This window comes from Rhodococcus sp. IEGM 1370, assembly GCF_033142325.1.
GTDB lineage: Bacteria > Actinomycetota > Actinomycetes > Mycobacteriales > Mycobacteriaceae > Rhodococcoides.
Genome location: NZ_JAWLRY010000001.1, coordinates 77,418 through 99,017, shown reverse-complemented (window position 1 = coordinate 99,017; position 21,600 = coordinate 77,418). Strand labels below are relative to the sequence as shown.

23 protein-coding genes are annotated in these 21,600 nt (G+C 65.4%); 12 read left to right on the top strand and 11 right to left on the bottom strand.

The window, feature by feature from the left end; all coding sequences use genetic code 11:
* Positions 1–21 precede the first annotated feature (21 nt).
* The 5 genes from R4P47_RS00505 to pdxH form a co-directional block, all read right to left on the bottom strand.
* Positions 22–1,320: a citrate synthase gene (locus R4P47_RS00505; protein ID WP_269594835.1), complete on the bottom strand. Its 1,299-nt coding sequence runs from the start codon at positions 1,318–1,320 to the stop codon at positions 22–24.
* A 70-nt stretch (positions 1,321–1,390) separates the two neighbouring features.
* Positions 1,391–2,329: a carbohydrate kinase family protein gene (locus tag R4P47_RS00500; protein ID WP_068047796.1), complete on the bottom strand. Its 939-nt coding sequence runs from the start codon at positions 2,327–2,329 to the stop codon at positions 1,391–1,393.
* Positions 2,326–3,255 (bottom strand): aldose 1-epimerase family protein, encoded by a 930-nt coding sequence (locus tag R4P47_RS00495; RefSeq protein WP_269594834.1) that lies wholly within the window; start codon positions 3,253–3,255, stop codon positions 2,326–2,328. The genes R4P47_RS00500 and R4P47_RS00495 overlap by 4 nt, the downstream gene beginning before the upstream one ends.
* On the bottom strand, positions 3,239–4,531 hold the full coding sequence (locus R4P47_RS00490) for an MFS transporter (RefSeq protein ID WP_283347730.1): 1,293 nt from the start codon (positions 4,529–4,531) through the stop codon (positions 3,239–3,241). The genes R4P47_RS00495 and R4P47_RS00490 overlap by 17 nt, the downstream gene beginning before the upstream one ends.
* Positions 4,528–5,145: a pyridoxamine 5'-phosphate oxidase gene (gene pdxH, locus R4P47_RS00485; RefSeq protein ID WP_269594866.1), complete on the bottom strand. Its 618-nt coding sequence runs from the start codon at positions 5,143–5,145 to the stop codon at positions 4,528–4,530. The genes R4P47_RS00490 and pdxH overlap by 4 nt, the downstream gene beginning before the upstream one ends.
* A 135-nt stretch (positions 5,146–5,280) precedes the next feature.
* Here pdxH and R4P47_RS00480 point away from each other — a divergent pair, with 135 nt between their 5' ends.
* From R4P47_RS00480 to R4P47_RS00460, 5 genes are all read left to right on the top strand, one after another.
* The gene (locus R4P47_RS00480) at positions 5,281–6,399 is read left to right on the top strand and encodes a citrate synthase 2 (RefSeq protein ID WP_269594832.1); all 1,119 of its coding nucleotides are present in this window, start codon (positions 5,281–5,283) and stop codon (positions 6,397–6,399) included.
* 69 nt (positions 6,400–6,468) lie between these two features.
* Positions 6,469–7,590, top strand: coding sequence for a phosphoserine transaminase (gene serC, locus R4P47_RS00475; RefSeq protein ID WP_269594831.1), 1,122 nt, complete (start codon positions 6,469–6,471; stop codon positions 7,588–7,590).
* Between the two features lie 126 nt (positions 7,591–7,716).
* A complete protein-coding gene (locus R4P47_RS00470; protein WP_269594830.1) occupies positions 7,717–8,388 on the top strand; it encodes a rhomboid-like protein in 672 nt (223 codons plus the stop codon).
* 112 nt (positions 8,389–8,500) lie between these two features.
* On the top strand, positions 8,501–9,400 hold the full coding sequence (gene sepH / locus R4P47_RS00465; RefSeq protein ID WP_269594829.1) for a septation protein SepH: 900 nt from the start codon (positions 8,501–8,503) through the stop codon (positions 9,398–9,400).
* 92 nt (positions 9,401–9,492) lie between these two features.
* A complete protein-coding gene (locus R4P47_RS00460; protein ID WP_317784067.1) occupies positions 9,493–10,254 on the top strand; it encodes a DUF6928 family protein in 762 nt (253 codons plus the stop codon).
* A 115-nt stretch (positions 10,255–10,369) separates the two neighbouring features.
* On the opposite strand, the gene R4P47_RS00455 is transcribed toward R4P47_RS00460, so the two are convergent.
* Both R4P47_RS00455 and R4P47_RS00450 read right to left on the bottom strand, forming a co-directional pair.
* A complete protein-coding gene (locus R4P47_RS00455) occupies positions 10,370–10,639 on the bottom strand; it encodes a DUF2537 domain-containing protein (RefSeq protein ID WP_068047820.1) in 270 nt (89 codons plus the stop codon).
* The gene (locus R4P47_RS00450) at positions 10,636–11,439 is read right to left on the bottom strand and encodes a TrmH family RNA methyltransferase (protein WP_269594828.1); all 804 of its coding nucleotides are present in this window, start codon (positions 11,437–11,439) and stop codon (positions 10,636–10,638) included. Before R4P47_RS00450 ends, R4P47_RS00455 begins: the two co-directional genes overlap by 4 nt.
* Before the next feature lie 116 nt (positions 11,440–11,555).
* Here R4P47_RS00450 and R4P47_RS00445 point away from each other — a divergent pair, with 116 nt between their 5' ends.
* Positions 11,556–12,755 carry a GNAT family N-acetyltransferase gene (locus tag R4P47_RS00445; RefSeq protein WP_269594827.1) on the top strand — a complete coding sequence of 400 codons (1,200 nt, stop codon included), beginning with the start codon at positions 11,556–11,558 and terminating at the stop codon, positions 12,753–12,755.
* Positions 12,756–12,757: 2 nt separating this feature from the next.
* On the opposite strand, the gene R4P47_RS00440 is transcribed toward R4P47_RS00445, so the two are convergent.
* Complete coding sequence (locus tag R4P47_RS00440; RefSeq protein ID WP_269594826.1) at positions 12,758–14,065, bottom strand: MFS transporter; 1,308 nt, start codon at positions 14,063–14,065, stop codon at positions 12,758–12,760.
* A gap of 144 nt (positions 14,066–14,209) precedes the next feature.
* On the opposite strand from R4P47_RS00440, the gene R4P47_RS00435 reads away from it, so the two are divergent.
* From R4P47_RS00435 to R4P47_RS00415, 5 genes are read left to right on the top strand one after another with little or no spacing between them, the layout of a single operon-like run.
* Positions 14,210–14,437, top strand: coding sequence for a hypothetical protein (locus tag R4P47_RS00435; protein WP_176460371.1), 228 nt, complete (start codon positions 14,210–14,212; stop codon positions 14,435–14,437).
* Positions 14,434–15,369: an ABC transporter ATP-binding protein gene (locus R4P47_RS00430; RefSeq protein WP_269594825.1), complete on the top strand. Its 936-nt coding sequence runs from the start codon at positions 14,434–14,436 to the stop codon at positions 15,367–15,369. The genes R4P47_RS00435 and R4P47_RS00430 overlap by 4 nt, the downstream gene beginning before the upstream one ends.
* Positions 15,366–16,139 (top strand): ABC transporter permease, encoded by a 774-nt coding sequence (locus tag R4P47_RS00425; RefSeq protein WP_269594824.1) that lies wholly within the window; start codon positions 15,366–15,368, stop codon positions 16,137–16,139. The genes R4P47_RS00430 and R4P47_RS00425 overlap by 4 nt, the downstream gene beginning before the upstream one ends.
* Positions 16,140–16,177: 38 nt before the next feature.
* Positions 16,178–17,308, top strand: coding sequence for a sensor histidine kinase (locus R4P47_RS00420; RefSeq protein ID WP_317783867.1), 1,131 nt, complete (start codon positions 16,178–16,180; stop codon positions 17,306–17,308).
* Positions 17,305–17,910 (top strand): response regulator transcription factor, encoded by a 606-nt coding sequence (locus R4P47_RS00415; protein WP_269594822.1) that lies wholly within the window; start codon positions 17,305–17,307, stop codon positions 17,908–17,910. The genes R4P47_RS00420 and R4P47_RS00415 overlap by 4 nt, the downstream gene beginning before the upstream one ends.
* A 7-nt stretch (positions 17,911–17,917) precedes the next feature.
* Here R4P47_RS00415 and R4P47_RS00410 read toward each other — a convergent pair whose 3' ends face one another.
* From R4P47_RS00410 to R4P47_RS00400, 3 genes are read right to left on the bottom strand one after another with little or no spacing between them, the layout of a single operon-like run.
* Positions 17,918–19,189 (bottom strand): MFS transporter, encoded by a 1,272-nt coding sequence (locus tag R4P47_RS00410; protein ID WP_149405587.1) that lies wholly within the window; start codon positions 19,187–19,189, stop codon positions 17,918–17,920.
* Positions 19,190–19,246: 57 nt separating this feature from the next.
* Positions 19,247–19,675: a MarR family winged helix-turn-helix transcriptional regulator gene (locus R4P47_RS00405; protein WP_037188786.1), complete on the bottom strand. Its 429-nt coding sequence runs from the start codon at positions 19,673–19,675 to the stop codon at positions 19,247–19,249.
* Positions 19,676–19,727: 52 nt separating this feature from the next.
* On the bottom strand, positions 19,728–21,179 hold the full coding sequence (locus R4P47_RS00400) for an NCS2 family permease (RefSeq protein ID WP_269594821.1): 1,452 nt from the start codon (positions 21,177–21,179) through the stop codon (positions 19,728–19,730).
* Positions 21,180–21,263: 84 nt separating this feature from the next.
* Here R4P47_RS00400 and R4P47_RS00395 point away from each other — a divergent pair, with 84 nt between their 5' ends.
* The gene (locus tag R4P47_RS00395) at positions 21,264–21,503 is read left to right on the top strand and encodes a DUF2530 domain-containing protein (protein WP_317783866.1); all 240 of its coding nucleotides are present in this window, start codon (positions 21,264–21,266) and stop codon (positions 21,501–21,503) included.
* The last annotated feature ends 97 nt before the right edge of the window (positions 21,504–21,600 follow it).

Below are 21,600 nucleotides of genomic sequence, written 5' to 3'. Positions count from 1 at the left end.
GGCGTTGTCGTGCAGCGAGATCTAGCGGGAACTGACGTCCTGGTAGGCGCGCTCGGTGTAGCCGGTGTAGATCTGGCGCGGACGGCCGATCTTGCCGGTCGTGTCCTCGTTCTGCTCGCGCCAGTGCGCGATCCAGCCCGGGAGACGGCCCATCGCGAACAGCACCGTGAACATGCGCGGCGGGAAGCCCATCGCGCGGTAGATCAAGCCGGTGTAGAAGTCCACGTTGGGGTACAGCTTGCGCTCGACGAAGTAATCGTCGGTCAGCGCGGTCTCCTCGAGCTTGAGGGCAATTTCGAGCAGTTCGTCGCCGTTGCCGAGCTTGCCGAGGATCGTGTGCGCGGTCTCCTTGACCAGCGTCGCGCGCGGGTCGAAGTTCTTGTACACACGGTGTCCGAAGCCCATGAGCTTGACGCCGTCTTCCTTGTTCTTGACGCGACGCAGGAAGTCCGTTGCGTCGCCGCCCTCGGCCTTGATCTTGTCCAGCATCTCGAGCACGGCTTGGTTGGCTCCGCCGTGCAGCGGGCCCCACAGCGCGTTGATGCCGCCGGAGATCGAGGTGAACAGGTTTGCCTGCGAGGATCCGACGAGACGCACCGTCGACGTCGAGCAGTTCTGCTCGTGATCGGCATGCAGGATGAGCAGCATGTCGAGAGCCTTGACGATCTCGGGATCGACCTCGTACGGCTCGGCCGGGAAGCCGAACGTCAGGCGCAGGAAGTTCTCGACCAGGCTCTTGGAGTTGTCCGGGTACAGGAACGGCTGACCGACGGACTTCTTGTAGGCGTACGCCGCGATGGTCGGCAGCTTGGCCAGCAAGCGGATGGTCGAGAGCTCGACCTGCTCCGGGTCGTTGGGGTCGAGCGAATCCTGGTAGTACGCCGACAGCGCGTTGACGGCACTCGACAGCACCGGCATCGGGTGCGCGTTACGCGGGAAGCCGTCGAAGAACCGCTTGAGGTCCTCGTGCAGCAGAGTGTGCCGACGGATCTTGTCGGTGAACTTCTCGAGCTGATCCTCGGACGGCAGCTCACCGTAGATCAGCAGGTAGCTGACCTCGATGAACGAAGACTTGCCCGCGAGCTGTTCGATCGGGTAACCGCGGTAGCGCAGGATGCCTGCGTCACCGTCGATGTAGGTGATGGCCGACTTGGTCGACGCGGTGTTGACGAACCCGCCGTCCAACGTCGTGTAGCCGGTGGTGGCCAGCAACTTCCCCAGCTCGATGCCGTTGTTGCCCTCGGAGGCCTCGGCAATCGACATGGAGTATTCGCCACCGGGATAGGTGAGGGTGGCTTTGGCATCATTCTCAGCGGGCACGAATGGTCCCTCTCGAACTCGTGTAACGGACACGTACTTGAAGCGGACAGTTCTAACGTCGATAGTGAAACTAGTCTCTCGACGCCTCGGACGCCCAGGGAGGGTCGGCACCGGGTCGAGAAACCGTGATCGCCGCTGCTTTCGCGGCGAACTCGAGCGCTTCTCGCCAATCTTCCTTGCTCATCTCTTTCACCGCGTTCGATGTGATAATGGTCTCCTTCTGCAGAAAGCTGAGCAGAGCTCCGTGCACGGTGTCACCAGCGCCGATCGTGTCCACGACGTCGACCGCGACACCGGGGACCGTGATTTCCTCGGATGCGGTGAAGACCGAGATGCCGTCGCCGCCGCGGGTCATGACCACCGCGGTGACCCCTGCCGCGAGCCAGTCGTCGACGGTGGTCCCCTGCGTTCCGAGGCCCAACCAGAACGAGTCGTCCTCGGACACCTTGAGAATGTCGATGCTGGGCAGCCACGAACGGAATCGGTCGCGAAACCCGTCGGCCGTGATGTCTCCGCTGGTGCTGTCGATCGCAGCGGGCCGAATGTTCGGGTCGAGCATCGTGAGCTTGCCCGCCGCCCGGGCCCGGTGCAGCAGGCCCGCGTACATCGACGCGCCGGGCTCGTACAGCAGCGACAGTGTGCCGAACGAGAGCACGCTGATCTCGTCGGGCAGATCGCCGGGATCGGCGACGAGGCGGTCGGCTGTGCCGTCGGCGTAGAACGAGTACTCGGCGCTGCCGTCCTCGGCGAGCGTGGTCATCGCCAACGTCGTCGGCTCGTCGCCGCGCTGCACCCACGTGGTGTCCACTCCCGCATCGCGCAGGCTCGCCAGGATCTGCTCACCGAACGGGTCGCGGGAGATCCGCGAGAGATACGCGACGGGCGAACCAAGTCGACCGATCGCGACGGCGACATTGAACGGTCCGCCGCCGAGTTTGGGCGAGAGCAGCGGGCCCTCGTGCACCGGAACCAGGTCGACCAACGCCTCGCCGCACACCAGAATGGTCACTTCTCGTACCTCATTCCCCAGGTGCCCGACCAGGATTGCCCCGGATCCAGCACGATCAGATCGATCTCGGAATTCAACGCATCGGGTGGGCAGGTCATCGGCTCGATCGCCAGCGCCCGCCCTCGATCGGGATAGGCCTGATCGTTGGCGGGATCGGCGGTGAACACCTGCACCCAACCGAAGCTGCTGTCGGTCCACAGCACCGTCGCGGTGCCGTCGGGACCGCGAAGAACATGGCTCGCTCGGCCGTCGGCCTCGGGTAGCGACGCGCTGAACGGGGTGTCGAGCTGCACGCCCTGCAGCGTCCGCGGCTGCCGGAAGTCGTACTCGGTATCGGCAGTCGGCACCGAATTGCCCACGGGCAGATTGCGCACCGAGTCGAGCGGCAGCCGCGTACCGGCCGAGAGCTCGAGCGTGCACTCGTCGAGCGGCACGTCTCCCACCCTGACGAACGTGTGAAAACCCATCCCGTACGGCGCGGGTGAATCACCGGTGTTCTTCGCCGACGCGGTGACGGTGAGACCGTCCGCCGACAGCTCGTGCGCCACGGTCACCGTCACCGAGAACGGCCAGCCCTGATGCGTCCCGACGTCCACGCTCTGTTCGACGCGAGAGTCGGTGTGCTCGTTCAGGGTCCACTCCACCCGCCGGACGAAACCGTGACTGGCGTTGTTGCGCGAAGGCTCGCTGATCTCCATCCGATGCTCGACGCCTTCGAACGTGAACGTTCCGTCGGCCGTCCGATTGGGCCACGGGGCCAACACCAGCCCCGCCGACAGCGGCGGCTTGGAGCCTGCCTCCCAGGTCTCGGTGAGCGGTGCGCCGTCGTACTCGAGAACCCGTAGGCCCGCCCCGTGGGCAGCGATGTCTGCCCGATACTTACCGCTCGTCAACGAGTAGGTCTGTGCGTCAGCCATGAGTGCCATTCTTTACCACCGCACCCACTCGGTATCGGATGAATGCCGGAAGAGCCAACGCGGCGATCGAGACACCGATGACGACCAGCACGCCGCCGCCCGCCGCGGCGGCCGCCGTCCCCACCGACGCCGCTGCGGCGCCGTGCAGGACGTCGCCGACGCGCGGGCCTCCGGCAACCACGACGATGAAGACACCCTGTAGCCGGCCACGCATCTCGTCGGTGGCGACCTGCTGCAGCATCGTGCTGCGGAAGGCCGCCGAGATCATGTCGGCTCCGCCGCCGAGGGCCAGGAACGCCAACGCGAACCACAGGGCGACGGTGGTGGCCCCGTCGGTGGCCGCGCCGACGGCGAGACCGAAGCCGATCATCGCCACGCCCCACACGACGATGCAGATCAGCACCGCCAGGCCTTGCCTGCGCACTCGAGGAAGCCAACCGGAGAACACTCCGCCGAGTACCGCGCCCGCGGACATCGCCGCGAACAGCATGCCCAGCACCGGCCCGCCCGACGCCGGATCGCCGAAGCTCTCGTGTGCGATCTGTGGGAACAGCGCGCGGGGCATGCCGAACACCATGGCAATGATGTCGACGACGAACGATGCCAGCAGCACCTTCTGCGTGGCGAGGTACGCGAAACCTTCGAATACCGAACGCAATCCGGCGCGCTGACCTGACGTGGCCGGCGGAATTCCCGGTAGCCGGATCACCGCCCACAGTGTCGCGAACAACGCGGTGGTGTCGATCAGATAGAGCGTCTCGAGCCCGATGTAATAGATCAGGATGCCGGCACTGAGCGGACCCGCGATGGCACCGAAGTTCATCACCGTCATGTTCAGCGAGTTCGCCGCGGGCAGCTGATCGCCGGGCAGAATTCTGGGCAGGATCGCGCTGCGCGTCGGTTGATTCACCGCGAAGAAGGCTTGCTGAACGGCCAACAGCACCAGGATGATCCACACGTTGTTCAGGTCGAGGAACGCCTGCAACCAGAACAGCGCGGAGGTACCGATCAGACCGCAGGTGGTGATCATCAACAGCGTGCGGCGGTCCATCACATCGGCCAGCGCTCCGCCCCACAGACCGAACACGATCAGCGGCACCAACGCGAAGACACCGGTCAGACCCACATAGGCCGAACTCAGCGTGATCTGGAAAACCTGTTGCGGCACAGCGACGATGGACAGCTGCGCCCCGATGACGGTGACGATGTTCGCCACCCACAGCCGCTTGTAAGCGGGGGTCCTCAGCGGAGTCGTATCGGCAAGAATGCCGCGCAATCCGCTCACGGCTGCAGACGCTCGATCACACCGCTTGCCACCGTCAGGCGAATTCGGTTGTGCATGCGGCTCGTTCGGCCCTGCCAGAATTCGACCGTCTCCGGTTCGACGCGAAAACCGCCCCAGTTCGGCGGAACCGGCACCTCGATGCCGTCGAACGTCGCGGTGACCTCGGCCAGTCGCGCAGCCAGATCCTCCCGCGAGCCGATGGGCCGCGACTGCTCGGACGCCCATGCCCCCAGCTGGGAGCCGCGGGGCCGAGTGCGCCAATAGGTTTCGGTCGTCTCGGCGTCGACCCTGACCACCGGGCCGCGAACGGTGAGCTGACGGGCAATTCCGATCCACGGGAACGTGATCGACGCATACGGCGTCGCGGTGAGCGCACGGCCCTTGTCGGAGTCGTAGTTGGTGTAGAACACCATTCCGTCCGCGTCGAAGTCCTTGCACAACACGGTGCGGGTGGCGGGTCTACCCGCACCGTCGACCGTCCCCAACACGATGGCGTTGGGCTCGGGCAGATTCGCGGCTATCGCGTCGGACAACCACTGCTGCGCCAGCGAACACCACCCGTCCGCCAGAGCATCGACGTCGAGGTCCTCGGGCTCTCCATAGTCCACCCGCATGTTCGCCAGGCGCTGTTCATCTGCAGACACAAGCCCAGACGCTACTCCCGCGTAGATCCCGGCTATGGTTCTGACGAAGTACGCCCGGATGCGGCGCAGAGCCGGGTGCAGTTGCGACGAGGGAGTCCACAGGCCATGGCTGTTCAACGAGTTCCCGAGGATTTCGTCTCCGGCCTCGAAGGTGTCGTCGCGTTCACCTCCGACATCGCCGAGCCCGACAAGGACGGTGGCGCACTGCGGTATCGCGGCGTCGACATCGAAGAACTCGTCGCTCAGAACGTCACCTTCGGTGATGCCTGGGCACTGCTCGTCGACGGCGAGTTCGGTCGAGGACTTCCACCGGCCGAACCGTTCCCTCTGCCGATCCACACCGGCGACGTGCGCGTCGACGTCCAAGCCGGACTGGCGATGCTGGCGCCCATCTGGGGCTATCAGCCGCTGCTCGACATCGACGACTCCACCGCCCGCGACAATCTCGCTCGCGCCTCGGTGATGGCTCTGTCCTACGTCGCTCAGTCCGCTCGCGGCATCTACCAGCCCGCTGTACCGCAGAGCCGCATCGATCAGGCCGCCACCGTGACCGAACGCTTCATGGTCCGCTGGAAGGGCGAACCGGATCCCGCCCACGTCGCCGCCATCGACGCATACTGGGTCTCGGCCGCCGAACACGGCATGAACGCCTCGACGTTCACTGCCCGCGTCATCGCCTCCACCGGAGCCGACGTCGCCGCCTGCCTCTCGGGTGCCATCGGTGCGATGTCCGGGCCCCTGCACGGCGGCGCGCCCGCTCGCGTCCTGCCGATGATCGAGGAGGTCGAGAGAACCGGTGACGCACGCGCTCTCATCACCGGCATCCTGGACCGCAAAGAGAAGCTCATGGGCTTCGGACACCGCGTCTACCGCGCCGAGGACCCCCGAGCCCGTGTTCTGCGCGCCACCGCCAAGAGGCTGAACGCACCGCGCTACGAGGTTGCCGCCGCGCTCGAGCAGGCAGCGTTGACCGAACTGCGCGAGCGCCGCCCCGACCGCGCCATCGAGACCAACGTCGAGTTCTGGGCCGCGGTGATCCTCGACTTCGCCGAGGTACCCGCGCACATGATGCCCGCCATGTTCACCTGTGGACGTACCGCGGGCTGGTGCGCGCACATCCTGGAGCAGAAGCGCCTGGGCAAGCTCGTCCGGCCGGCTGCCCTCTACACCGGCCCCGAACCCCGCAGCCCCGAGTCCGTCGACGGCTGGGACCTGATCCGGTAGTCGACGGTGTCATGGCACCCGACTAGCCTGTGAGTGCCATATTCCATCGACGCTAGGACGCGCTACTCCATGGCCGATTTGCCGATCATTCCCGCCGATCTCCTGCCCGCCGACGGACGCTTCGGGTGTGGCCCGTCCAAGGTTCGCCCCGAGCAGCTGCAGTCCCTGGTCGACGTCGGCGCTTCCGTGTTCGGCACCAGCCACCGTCAGAAGCCCGTCAAGGACGTCGTCGGACGCGTGCGCAGTGGCCTGAAGGATCTGTTCTCACTGCCCGAGGGCTACGAGGTCGTCCTCGGCAACGGTGGCACCACCGCGTTCTGGGACGCTGCTGCCTTCGGCCTCATTCGCGAGAAGTCGCTGCACCTGACCAACGGCGAGTTCAGCTCGAAGTTCGCGTCGGTGGCCAAGAACAATCCGTTCATCGGTGATCCCATCGTCGTCAAGGCCGAGCCGGGCAGCGCGCCCGAGCCCACCTCCGACCCGTCCGTCGACCTCATCGGTTGGGCGCACAACGAGACCTCGACGGGCGTGGCCATCCCGGTCAGCCGTCCGGCCGGCTCCGAGAACGCCCTCATCGCGATCGACGCCACCTCCGGTGCCGGCGGTCTGCCGGTGAACGTCGCCGACTCGGACGTCTACTACTTCGCGCCGCAGAAGTGCTTCGCCGCCGACGGTGGCCTGTGGGTGGCGCTGATGAGCCCGGCCGCACTCGAGCGCGTCAGCGAGATCGCTGCCACGGATCGATGGGTCCCGGACTTCCTGTCGCTGCCGATCGCCGTCGACAACAGCAGCAAGAACCAGACGTACAACACCCCGGCCGTGGCGACCCTGCTGATGTTCGCGGACCAGATCGAGTGGCTCAACGCGCAGGGCGGCCTCGATTGGGCCACCAAGCGCACCGCCGATTCGTCCTCACGTCTGTACGACTGGGCCGAGAAGAGCGAATTCGCAACGCCGTTCGTGACGAACCCGGATCACCGCAGCCAGGTCGTCGGCACCATCGACTTCGACGAGAAGGTCGACGCAGCCCAGGTTGCGAAGATCCTGCGCGCCAACGGCGTCGTCGACACCGAGCCGTACCGCAAGCTCGGCCGCAACCAGCTGCGCGTCGGCATGTTCCCGGCCATCGAGCCGGACGACATCATCGCACTGACCAAGAGCATCGACTGGGTCGTGTCGACTCTGAGCTGATCAGCAGGGCAGGAGTGGAGCCTGCGGAACGACCATTCCCAGCAAGCTCACAACTACGGCGCTCCCTTCGCGGCCTACACTTGCTATCAAGTAAGCAAGCGTAACGACCTCGGAGGGAGCGCTCGTGTGTACAGGCTCCTGACATTCGCGCTGCGCATTCGCGTGACCCTGCTGTACATCGCTCTTGCGGTGGCGGGCACCGTCGCACTGGGTCGGATCGGACCGCACGATCGCTGGCACGTGCTGCACGCGGCGAGCACCAATCTGCACAATCTGGGCGACGGCCACCTCGCAACCCTCGTCACGAGCGTCTTTCTCACCGAAGGACGGGTGAACTGGTTGTGGTTGGCCGCGGTTGCACTGCTGTTCGCCGTCGCCGAATGGATCTCCGGTTGGCGACGCTTTCTCGTCACCTTCAGCGCGGGACACATCGGTGCGACGGCACTGGTGGCCGTCGGCCTGCTCATCGGCATTCACAACGACTGGCTCGCGGACTCACTGGCGATGGCCGTCGACGTCGGTGTCAGCTACGCAGCAGCAGCGGTGGCCGGATCGTGGATCAGGTACCTGCCGATGCCGTGGTGTGCGGGCTGGGCCGCACTGTGGATCGGCGTCGTCACGATCAGTGGGGTATCGGACCCGACCTTCACTGCCGTCGGGCACGCGATTGCCCTGAGCATCGGCTTCGGCCTGGGCGCACTGTACCGTCGCGTCGATGCATCGACGTTGTCCCACAGGACAATTGACGGAACATCGACCGAATGGGTGCAGCCGAGCCCGCAGCTGTCTACCCTCTGATAGGGAAACGATCGTCGGCAGAAGCGATGCGTGTCGGACACCCGCCGAATACGGCAGGTGAACTAGGCTCGAATTCGACGGTATCGCGAGCCGGCGCGATGAGGAGGTCAAGGTGCGGGACTTACGTGTGGTGGGTCTCGAGGCCGACGGAAAGTTCGTCGTGTGCGCAGATCCCAAGACCGGCGACAGATTCCGGCTTCCAGCCGACGACAAGCTCCGCGCGGCCTCACGCGGCGACATCGCTCGACTAGGACAGATTGAGATCGAAATGGACAGCTTGCTTCGGCCCAAGGAAATTCAGGCCCGTATCCGCAGCGGAGCGACCATCGAACAGGTTGCCGCCGACTCCGGAATGGCCATCAGTCGCGTCGAGGTGTTCGCTCACCCGGTGTTGCTCGAACGCTCGCAGGCCGCGTCGATGGCTCAGGCCGGTCATCCGCTGCGCCACGACGGCCCGGCCGTGCAGACCCTGCTCGAGATCGTCACCCTCGCTTTCCGCGCTCGCGGCCACAATCTCGACGACGCGGCGTGGGACGCCTGGCGCGACGAGGACAACAAGTGGGTCGCGCAGCTGAAGTGGCAGGCGGGCCGCACCACCAACAAGGCGCACTGGCAGTTCCTGCCCGACGGCCACGGCGGCACCATCAGCCCGCTCGACGACACTGCTCACGAGCTGATCGATCCGGACTTCGGACGCCAACTGCGCGGTCTGGCACCGGTGCGCGCACTGACGTCCGCCGAGGACTCCGACGACGAGACCTCGCAGCAGAGCTTCGACGAGTACTACGGCACCACCGCCGACAGCGAGATCGACGCCGAGACCATCGAGGTCGAGGTGGACGATGCGCCCACTCCCGAGCCCGAACAGCCACGCGAGACGGTGACCAGGGAGCCCAGGCCCGCACCCAAGCCTGCAGCCGGTCACACCAGCGGCAAGGACAAGCGCGGCAAGCCGGCCATGCCGTCGTGGGAGGACGTCCTGCTCGGCGTTCGCAGCAGCGGTCACAACTGAGTTCTGCTGTGACCGATGTGCCGCGCGGTGACGAACCGCCGACGCTCACACCGTAGGCTTCCCAGGAAGTAACGGAGAGAGAGGTGCCGGCAGTGGGGGCCAAAGCATCAACCATCTGGTACGTGGACGCACCGGATCCCATTTCTGTACTCCGAGAGGCCACCACCTCGGACTGGAACGCTGCGACCGCACTCGTCGGACGTCTGTACCCCCACCTGACGGCAGTGCCCCTCGGACAGGGCCCGATATCGACCTCGGCAGGCGTGGACGACGATCACGTCTTCATCGGTTGCTACCCCGGCGTCACCGTGGTCTGCGGATCCAATCTCGCGGTGCCCACACCGTCGACGCTTCCCGAATCCTTCACTCGCCCGCTGGCGTCCGAGCACACCTACCTCGTCGCCTCGGATCCCCAACACGCCTGGGGTGCGTTCGCGTACTGGGAACGCGGTGAATTCCGCCGATCCTTCAGTGCCACTCCGGTGTACATCTACGAGGACGCAGGCCTGCCACTGGTGTGGGAGCGATCGTTCTGGGCCGGTGAACATCCGCTGATCTATCCGCCCGGAGTGATGCCGGATCCGCAGTCGCTGCCGTTCCACCCTCAGGAATTCGCCGAGGCAGCCAACGCCGAGTGGCTCGGATTCCGCTACACCGGCGCACCACACGCGGACGAGTTCGATCCGAACACGCTGCCGGTCTGCGGCTTCACGATGTACGTCCCGGGTCAAGAACCACCGCCACCGAACCAGCAGAACCGAAGCTTCAACGGCCGTGGCGCACAGGAACCGATGCCCGACGCCCCCGACGAGCAGGCACCGCGACCGAAGAAGCGTTGGTTCTCGCGCAAATAGTGGCTCGGGTGGGCACCGTTGCACGCAACCACCGCTGATCGACGGGATTCCGCCGAATGTCGCCGGTAGTGCGCAACTGTGCCCGCTGTCGGAGACCGACTGTGAAGACCGACGGTCAGAACGCCAGCGCCGCCAGTGCCACGAAACTCAACATGGAACCGATACCGGCTCCGTACACGGCCCAGCGCCACACCGGTATCGCGAGCCATCGCATGACCGTCGGTGCTGCACCCGCGACGACGATGATGTTCAGACCGATCGCGAGGAGCGGGTGAATTCTGGCGAGCTCCAGACCGAAGGTCGTCAGTGCCACCCCGACGAGCGCCGCCGAGATCACGGCGATCGGGATTCCGGTCCATCGGACGTCCGGGTCGTGGTCGGTCACGTCAGGCGCACACGTTCGTAGAACCCCATCGCAGCGGCCGTCGCAACATTGAGTGAGTCGGTGCCGGGAGCCATCGGAATGCGCGCGCGAATGTCCGTGGCGCGCATGGCATGTTCGGTCAGACCCGGGCCCTCGGCACCGAGCAGCAACGCGACCTTCTCCCCCGTCATCGCCGTGCCCAGCGACACCGCCGTGGGATTGGGCGTGAGCGAGATCAGCTGAAAGCCATGCGCGCGAACGCGATCGAGGCCGCGCGGCCACTCGGGCACCTTGGCGAACGGCACCCGCAGCACATGCCCCATCGATACCCGCACCGACCGTCGATAGAGCGGATCCGCGCACGCGGCCCCGAACAGCACGGCATCCACGCCGAGGCCGGCCGCGTTACGGAACATCGACCCGAGATTCTCGTGATCGTTGACGCCCTCGAGAATCGCCACCGTCTTCGCGTCGGCCAACACCTCGTCGAGATCGAGGGCAGGCGGCCTGTTCGCCGCCGCCAGCACACCACGATTGAGATGGAACCCGACGACCTCGGCCATCACCTCCGCGGACGTCCGATAGAACGGGACGTCCGAATCCGCCAGATCGTCGCGCAACGCGTCGAGCCGTCGATCCACGCCCAGCAGGCTGATCATCGGGAAGCGCGAGGTCAGCAGTCGCTGCGCAACCAACACACCCTCGGCGATCACCAATCCCTTGCCCTCGGGCAGGTCGGGCCGCCGATCCGACGAGTTGAGATCGCGAAAATCGTCCAGCCGGGGGTCGGAGGGGTCGTCGACATCGATTACATGAACCACCCGCTCATCTTGTCACCCGGCATTTCTCGCAGTCCGTCGGCGAAGGCTTCCCTCTGTATGGCAGTTTTTTCGGGTCGTTCCGCGGGCTCCACTCCTGTATGGAAAAGTAAAGAGCGATGACTACCGACGAATCGATCACCATCCGCACCGCCACCGACGACGACTGGGATGCCGTCGCGCTGCTCGACGCCCACGCATTCGGCGAGCACCAGAACGCCGAGGACCTGGCCGAGACGCAGATCCTGACCCAGTCCGAGCACGTGTACCTGGCGTGGGACGGCGAGACCCCGGTGGGTGTGGCCATGCATTTCCCGATGTCGGTCACCGTTCCCGGTGGTGCGCAGGTCGAGGCGTCCGGAGTCTCCTGGGTGTCGGTTGCGCCGACGCATCGTCGACGCGGCATCCTGCGATCGATGTTCACCCAGCAGCACCGCGCTCTGAACGACGCAGGCGCACCGCTGTCCCTGCTCACGGCCAGCGAGGCGACGATCTACGGACGCTTCGGCTACGGGCCGATAACCGAGGAGATCAGCGTCTCGATCGACCGTCGATTCGCGCAGTTCCGCAAGGATGCTCCCCTGGCGACCGGTGTGCGGCTGATCGAATCGGCCGAGGCCGCCGAACTGCTCCCCGACATCTACCACCGCTGGCAGCAGCAGACCGCAGGCGCGCAGCCCAAGCCGCCGATCCGCTGGGAGCGGTTCTTCGCCGACCGAGAGAACCGACGCGGCGGACTGACGGCCCTGTTCTTCATCGTCCATCCCGACGGTTACGTCGCCTACCGACGCGGACGCAACCCGAGCCGGGTGGTGGTACAGGAATTCATCGCGGTGACCGATGCCGCCTACGCCGCGCTGTGGCAGATCCTCGTCGGTGTCGACCTGGTCGACACCATCGAGGTGCAACAGTCACGAGACGAAGCCCTGCCGTTTCTGCTGACCAACAACCGACTGCCGAAGGTCACCGGACACCACGACGCACTGTGGGGCCGCATCATGCACGTCGAGGCAGCGCTCGAGGCACGCACCTACGCTCTCGACACCTCGTTGATCATCGCTGTGCGAGATCCCTTCCTCGATGCGGGCGGTACCTATTCGCTCACCGTGACCGACGGCCGGGCCACCTGCACCCGGGTGGAATCCGAACCGGACATCGAACTCGACATCGACGTGCTCGCGAGCATCTACTTCGGCACCCATCGAGCCCGCTTGTTCGCCGCGGCCAACCGCCTCACCGCACGCAACGACGCGTCACTGCACGCATTGGACCTGACGTTCGGAACCGCGCGCCCGGCCGTCATGGGTTGGGGTTTCTAGACCTACCTGTTCGGCGCATCGAGTGCGGTGGCCGAGCCGCCGCGCATCCAGAGCGCCGCGCCCAGGGTCACCGAAAGCAGCACCGTCACGTAGGCGATGAACTCGACACTGCCGCCACCGCTGGTGGCGTGATAGATCAGCGGTGCCGTACCTCCGAAGAGGGAGTTCGCCACGGCGTAACCGAAGCCGACGCCCAGCGCACGAATGTGCGCGGGGAACACTTCGGCCTTGGCGATGCCGTTCACCGACAGGTAGCACGTGAGGACGAAAAACGCGCACACCAGGATGACGAAGATCGCCGGCGGTGATGTCACTTTCGTGGTGGCCAGCACCAGCACTCCGGTCGCCGGTATCCCCAGTGCCCCGAATACGACGAGGAGCGGCTTTCTTCCGATGCGGTCGCTCAGTGCGCCGCCGACCGGCTGCAGCACCATCAACACCACGAAAGCGGCGAACACGAGACCGGTCGCAACGAGCTCTCCTCTGGCACCGTCCGCAGCGAAGAACGTCTCGCGAACGACAGAGGGCACTGTGACGGTGTAGGTGTAGAACGCGGCACTCCCGCCTGCGGTCAACAAGAGCACCCAGACGAGCGGACGCCAGCGATCGCGGAACAGCGCCCTCATCGTGGCGTCTCGGTCCGCGCGCGGTGCTCCCGGTTCACGAGGCGCACGATCGAGTCCACGAGCCCACCACAACGAGGCGAGGCCCGCCGCGCCTCCCGCGGCGAAGGCGAGGCGAAAGCCCCATTCGGAGATCGCCGCGCGGTCCGTGCTCGCGAGGAGTACGAGCAGACATGCCTGCGCGAGCACGAGGCCGCCGACGATCGTCGCGGCCTGGAAGGAGGCGAAGAACCCGCGATGCCCTCGTGTGCCCGATTCGGAGAGCAGCACCGTCGCCGCCGCGTACTCGCCGCCGGTTGCGATGCCCTGCACGATGCTCACGACCGCGAGGATCACCGCAGCCCAGGCCCCGATCACGTGGACGGTGGGAGTCAGTGCCAGAGCGACCGATCCGGCCGACATCAGCGTGACCGCAGCGACGAGCGCGAACTGTCGGCCTCGCACGTCCGCGAGCCTGCCGAACAGCCACGAACCGAGCGGGCGCACGACGAAGGTCAATGCGAAGAGTCCGTAGACGTACACGAGTGAATTGGTCGAAGCCGGATCGAAGAACTCGGTCCGAAAGTACGGCGCGAACGTCGCGTAGAGATACAGGTTGAACCACTGCACCAGGTTCGGTACCGAACCCGCCAGAATGACGCGTACCTGCGTACGACGGTCGGGGCTCACCGGCTCGGTGCGATTCACGTGCTGAAAATACCCGAACTCCCGGCATACCGGGCGCTGTCGAGAAGCACATGACTTTTGTCATGGCCGGACCGTGACGGTGTCACTGCAGATGATGATGCGCTGCACTGTTTTCGGTGATCCCGGCCCAGCAGACTCGTAGTCATGAAGCAACCAGACGAAGGAAACCTGTTCACCGATCTGATGGAGCTCGGGCCGGCTCCGACGATGGCACGTGAGATCGTCGTCATCGTCATCAGCATCGCGATCGTCGCGGTGCTGTTCGCAATCGTCGGTACGTCGCTTCCGGCGTTCGTCGCACTCGGCGTCATCGTCGCCTTCATGGGCGTGCGGTTCGTCATCGGACTCCGCCACTGGGAGAAGCAATCATGACCATCATCGAAGTCAATGGCATGACTCGCCGCTACGGTTCGGGCAAGAACGCTTTCGAGGCCGTGAAGGCGCTCGATCTGAAGGTCGCAGAGGGCGAACTGTTCGGCCTACTGGGTACCAACGGTGCCGGCAAGACGTCCACTCTCGAAGTGATTCAGGGACTTTCACGACCGAGCGAGGGCACGGTGCGGATTCTGGGAATGGATCCGGTGTCCGACCGCCGCAAGGTCCGACCGTCGCTGGGCATCATGCTGCAGAAGGGCGGACTGCCCCAGGATCTGACCACCGCGGAGAGCCTGCGCATGTGGGCGGGCACCTGCAGCAATCCGCTGCCGACGGACGAGGTGCTGGGGCGCGTCGACCTGGCCGACCGCGCCGATACCCGGGTCAAGTTTCTCTCCGGCGGAGAGCAGCGCAGGCTGGATCTGGCGTGCGCCATCATCAGCCGCCCACGAGTGCTGTTCCTGGACGAACCGACCACCGGACTCGATCCCGAAAGTCGCCGCAACACATGGCATCTGATCCAGGAGCTGAAGAACTCCGGCGTGACGATCATGCTGACGACGCACTACCTGGACGAGGCCGAGTCGCTGTGTGACCGGCTGGCGATCATGCACCGCGGCGCAGTCGTTCGCAGCGGAACGGTCGACGAGGTGGTCGCCGACCATCCGGCGAGGATCGAACTGAAGGCCCCGGGCACGGCGTTGCCGTCACTGCCGGGTACCGACATGGACGTCTCGGGAGACACCGTCTCGATCCGGACGTCCTCGGTACAGGACACGCTCACCGACTTGCTGGTGTGGGCCCGCACCAACGGGGTGACCCTGCACGGACTCGACGCCCGAGCGGCATCACTCGAGACCGTATTCCTCTCCATCGCAGACGAATTCGACAATCCAGACTTCACAGACCAGAAGGTGATGAGCGCATGAGCACGATGACCGCACTGTCACGAGCAGAGTTCACCCTGCTCGGACGCAACCGAGTACTGCTGTTCAACGCGATCGTCATGCCGTTGATCTTCCCCATCGCCCTGCTGATCGTGGGAAGCCGCAGCGACGACGGATTGACCGACGCAGGCGTCGGAGCCGCACTGGAGATCTTCGCGCTGTTCCTGCTGGTGTTCATGGTCTACTACAACATGCTCTCGGTCTACGCCACGCGCCGAGACGAGTTGGTACTCAAACGACTTCGCACCGGAGAGAGTTCGGATGTGCAGATCCTGCTCGGACCGGCCATCCCCTCGCTGATACTGACCGTCGTCCTCGGACTGATCGTCGGAGCAGTGGTGCTGGCCTTCGGCGGACCCGTTCCCACCAACGCGCTACTGGTCGTGGTCGCTCTGTTCGGCGGTGCTGCGCTGTTCGCCGCCCTGGCCCTGATCACCTCGGCGTTCACCCGCAATGCGGAGGCGGCTCAGATCACCAGCTTGCCGGTGATCCTGGTCGCCATGGCCGGCTCCTCACTGCTTCGTGACGCCCTCCCGGACTCGTTCGGCAGGGTGATAGAGCTGACCCCGATGGCCGCGGTCTCGGACCTGTTGAACCTGGGCTGGTTCGGTACCACCACGCCCGGCGACGAGTCCATCGGCTTCGCTGCCACCTTCACCGAAGCCGGAATGCCGCTGCTGGTGATGCTCGCCTGGATCGTCGGCAGCCTCCTGATCGCCCGCACTCACTTCCGTTGGGAACCGCGGTCCTAGATCGCATCATTCGTCGACCGTCTGCAAGGCTGGAGATCATGAAGTTGCACCAGTACCTCAATCCACTGCACGGCTGGAACGACAGCAGTGCAGTGGACAAGGTGCGCGTCTACACCCGCCAGTCGTTCCTGCTCATCTCCATCGGTGTCGCCGTCGGTGCGATGCTGACATCTCTGCAGTACGACGACTATCGGTCGATGGCGGCAGCAGCAGTGTGTGCCGCCGCCACTTTCGTGGTTGTGCAGCGCACCCCCGCACTCGGCGGCGAGTCGACGGCCGACCCACGAATCCCGTTGGCAATCGTGGCGGTCGCCGCCGTGGTGCTGGTAGCGGGAGGGACCACGAGCAACGCGATCTGGGCCGCCGTACTCGTCACCACAGCGGTCGCGACCCTGATTCCGTTGCGTTGGTCCCTGGCGGCGGCTGTGGCCGCTGCTCTGCTCGCGGCGGCTCTGGGAACCCCGGCGGTGGACACCGTGATCCTCGGCATCTTCATCGCCTTCATGGCCTTCACGGTGCAACTGTCGGCATGGCTGCTGCGCATCGTCACCGAACTCGACGCCACCCGCGCCGCCGCTGCCGCACTCTCGGTTGCCGAGGAGCGTCTGCGATTCTCGCGAGATCTGCACGACGTCGTCGGACGCGCACTCTCCGCAATAGCGGTCAAGAGCGAACTCGCCGCAACGCTGGCTCGCCGGGGTGACGATCGAGCGGCGGGCCAGATGGACGAGGTTCGCATCCTGGCCCAGGAATCCATGGCCGACGCGCGAAAGCTGGTTCGCGGCTACCGATCGGTCGATGTGGCGTCGGAACTCGACGGGGCTCGGTCCCTGCTGTCGGCCGCGGGTATTTCCACCGAACTGGTCGGTGAGACCTCGGTTCTGTCCGAGCGCGCGGCCGAGGCGGCCGCCTGGGTGGTCCGTGAGGGAGTGACGAACATCCTGCGCCACTCCACCGCCACTTATTGCCGAATCGAGCTGATCGACAACAGCATTCGGCTGACCAATGACCACCCCAGTCCATCATCCGGCCGCGACGACGGCACCGGCCTGAGCGGGTTGCGCGAACGATTGGTCGCAGTCGGAGGAGCGCTGAACACGGAGAAGACCTCCGAGGGATTCACCCTCACCGCGGCGCTACCGATCGAGAACCCAAGGACGACATCATGATTCGAGTTCTGCTGGCCGACGACGAGAATCTCATTCGTTCGGCGCTTGCGACCATGCTCGATCTGGAGGACGACATCGAGATCGTCGGGCAGGCCGACTCCGGCGAGAAGGCGTTGACCGTCGCGGCCTCTCTCGCCCCCGATGTGGCCGTGCTGGACCTGCAGATGGGCGGAATCGACGGCATCGAGACAGCCCAGAAGATCGCCGAGACGCTGCCCGCGTGCGCGTCGATCATCGTCACCAGCCACGGTCGGCCGGGCTACCTCAAGAAGGCGCTCGAAGCGGGCGTGCGCGGGTTCCTCCCAAAGACCACCTCGGCTGCCACCCTGGCCGAGGTGGTGCGCACCGTGCACGGCGGCGGTCGCTACGTCGACCCCACGCTGGCCGCGGAAGCCATCGGAGCCGGAGACTCGCCACTCACACCGCGCGAGGCCGATGTGCTCGAGTTCGCCGCGGACGGCGCGTCGATCGCGGAGATCGCACGGCGGGCCCATCTTTCGCCCGGCACCACCCGCAACTACCTGTCAGCTGCCGCGGCGAAACTGGGGGCAGCGAACCGGCACGAGGCCTGCGCTCTCGCTCGACGCCACGGCTGGATCTGACTCACCCTCATACCTTCGTGCTCACGGCGACAGTATCGAGGGTGGGGAGCCGATGACCGTCTGCGGGTGGCACCACGGTGATCCGCAAATTGTTGTGCCGCAGTAGATACACGGCCGCGAAGAGGCCGGTCGCCAGAGAGATGGCCCCGCCGAACAGCAACGGTGCCCGCGGATCCAAGGCGTCGGCGAGCCAACCGAGAACCGGACTGCCCAGCGGAGTGCCGCCGAGGAAGCACAGCATGTAGATGCCCATCACGCGTCCGCGCATGTCGGATGGCACCGACATCTGCAGAATGTTCATCGCCGACGTCGTGAACGTCAAGGTCAGGGCACCGGTGGGTATCAGCAGAAGCGCGACGAGCAGGTAGTTGGGCATCAACCCGACGATCAACTCGAAGGCACCGAATGCGATGACGGCACCGATGAAGAGCCGCAGTCGCGGCGCGCTCGCCCGCCGGGCAGCCAGAGTCGCTCCGGCCAAGGTACCGACCGCCAGCGTTGTCGAGAGCAGTCCGTAGGCGTCCGCTCCGCTACCGAACGTGTTGCGCGCCAACACCGACAGGCTCAGCGGAAAGTTGAGGCCGAACGTCGAGACCATGAAGACCGTGGCCAGCAGTACTCGTAGATCACCGCGCCCCCAGACGTACCGAAACCCCTCGCGCACCTGCCCTTTGGCGCGTGGGGTCGGTTCGACGCGGAAGAGCTGACCGACGTTCATCGCCACGAGGGCACCGAACACCGCCGCGAACGACACGGCATTGATGAGGAACACCCAGCCGGTGCCGACGAGGGTGATGAGCACTCCGGACACGGCAGGCCCGACGATGCGCGCCATGTTGAAGGTCATCGAGTTCAACGCGATCGCATTGGCGAGGGTCTCTTTGCCGACCATCTCGATGGTGAACGACTGCCGCACCGGAGCGTCGATCGCGGACGAGCAGCCGAGGATGAACGCGATGACGTACACGTGCCACAGCTCGACCATCCCTCCGACGTCGAGCACACCGAGCACCAGACCACAGACCGCAGCGAAGACCTGGGTGATCATGAGCAGCTTGCGCTTGTCGTATCGGTCTGCCAGAACCCCACCCCAGACCGAGAGGAACAGTGTCGGCCCGAACTGCAGGGCCATGACGATACCGACGGCGAAGCCGTTGCCGCCGGACAGCGTCAGAACGAGCCAGTCCTGGGCAACCCGCTGCATCCACGTGCCGACCAGCGAGACGATCTGCCCCGACGCCCACAATCGGTAGTTGTGAGTCTTCAGGGCGGCGAACATCGTCGAGCCGGAGGTACGGGAAACAGGGGCCACCGTTCAGATAATAAACCTAGGTAACTACTCGGAGTCGCTCACGAGGGCCCCGATGATCGTCACCGCGTCACGGAGCGTGTCGAGCTGCTCGGGTCCGAGGCCTGCCAACTGCGCGGTCATCCACGCTTCGCGGGCGCTGGCCTCGTCGGCGATCAGCTCTCGACCGGCCGGTGACAGCGAGACGATCACCTGCCGCCCGTCGGTGGGATGCGGGGTGCGCGCCACCAGGCCGAGTTCGGCCAACGATGCGATCACCCGCGTCATCGACGGCGGCTGTACCTTCTCTCGCGCGGCCAATGCACCCGGCGTCATGTCGCCCTCCCGACTCAGCGTGGCCAGAGCCGACAGCTGAGTGAGCGAGACTTGCGAGTCCACTCGCCTACCCCGAAGGTGGCGAGTCAGCCTCACCACCGCAAGCGACAGGTCGCTTGCCAATTCCCGATTGTCCTTCACTACATTTCCCGACGTCACAGCGCAGAGAATACGCCCTGGAACCGACCCCGCATCATGTAACCGCCTCGGTGATGGGTCCGACGGCAAAATATGCGACGAACAGCAACGCCACGATCCACAACAGGGGATGGACCGACTTCGCCCGACCGGAGCCGACCGCGAGTATCACCCAGGTGATGAAACCGACGCCGATCCCGTTGGCGATGGAGTAGGTGAAGGGCATCACCACGATGGTCAGGAAGGCAGGCAACGCGTAATCGAAGCGCCGGAAGTCGATGTCGAGAACCTGCCCGATCATCAGCGCACCCACCACGACCAGCGCCGGAGCGGCCGCTTCGATCGGAACGACGGCCGTGAGAGGGGTGAAGAACATGGCCAACAGAAAGAGCAATCCGGTGACGACGTTGGCCAGTCCGGTACGCGCACCCTCGGCGATTCCGGAAGCCGATTCGACGAACACGGTGTTCGACGACGCCGACGCACCACCACCCACGATGGCTCCGGCCCCTTCGACGACCAGGGCCTTGCCGATGTTCGGCAGTTTCCCGTCCTTGTCCAGTTTCGCTTCCTTGCCCAGACCGGTCATCGTGCCCATCGCGTCGAAGAAGTTCGCGAGCACGAGCGTGAACACCAGCAGGCTGGCGGCGAGCACGCCGATGCGCGTGAACGCTCCGAACAGATCGACGTTGCCCACCAACGACAGATCGGGAGACTGAATCAACTCGGTGGGCAGCTGCGGAACCGACAGGTTCCAGCCCTTGGGGTCGACGCCGTTCGACGGACCCACGTCGGTGACGGCCTCGACGATCGCCGCCAGCACCGTCGTCACCACGATGCCGATCAGCAGACCGCCGCGCACCTTGCGCACCACCAGCACACCCATCAGCAACAACCCGAACACGAAGATCACCGTCGGCCACGACGCGATGGACCCGTCGATGCCGAGCCCGACGGGAACCGTCGTGCCCGCGGCGTCGGGGATGCGGCGAACGAACCCGGAGTCGACCAGTCCGATGAAGGCGATGAACGCGCCGATGCCGGCGGCGATCGCAGCCTTGAGCTCGGCCGGGATCGCGTTGAACACCGCGGTGCGGAATCCGGTCACCGCCAGCAGCACGATGATGATGCCGTCGATCACGACGAGCCCCATCGCCTCGGGCCACGTCACCTGGGGTGCGATCGTCACGGCGAGCAGGGTGTTGATGCCCAGTCCCGCCGCGATGCCGAACGGATAGTTGGCGACGATGCCGAAGGCGATACTCATGAATCCGGCCACCAGCGCTGTCACGGCGGCGACCTGGGCGACCGGCAGGATGTTGCCGAGTACGTCGGTCTTGGCGGCCGCGTCGTCGGCGGAGAAGCTGCCCAGAATCAGCGGATTGAGGACGACGATGTAGGCCATGGCCACGAAGGTGACCACGCCTCCTCGGACCTCGGATCCAACCGTCGAGCCTCGTTCGGTGATCTTGAAGTAGTTGTCGAGTAGCCGCGACGACAATTGCATGAGCGAACGATAAAGCACACCGAAGCACTTGGGTAACCGCAACGGCGCAGCCGAGACACGCAGCAGTGGCGTAACTTGAGTTTCGTGGCCGACCTCCCCCAGATTCCGCGCAGCCTCACCGATCCGGTGCCTGTGTTGGCGATCGGCATCCTCGGCTGGATCCTCGCGCTGGTGGTGTTCACCGCCACCGGAGGTGGGGGCGGCGACGCACTTGCCACGTGTTGGTCCGGCATCGCTGTCGGTGCCGTAGGGTTCGGAATCTTCCTGATGCAGAGAGCGGCGTCACGTCGCGGGAGCAAAACCGCCCAACGCGGCCTCGATTGAGATCAGAATCACGTTAGCCCGGTCACCACAGGCCTCTGACGTGGGCAAACTAACCCCTGAACCGGTTGAGTAACACAAAGTTAACGTGGACCATGGG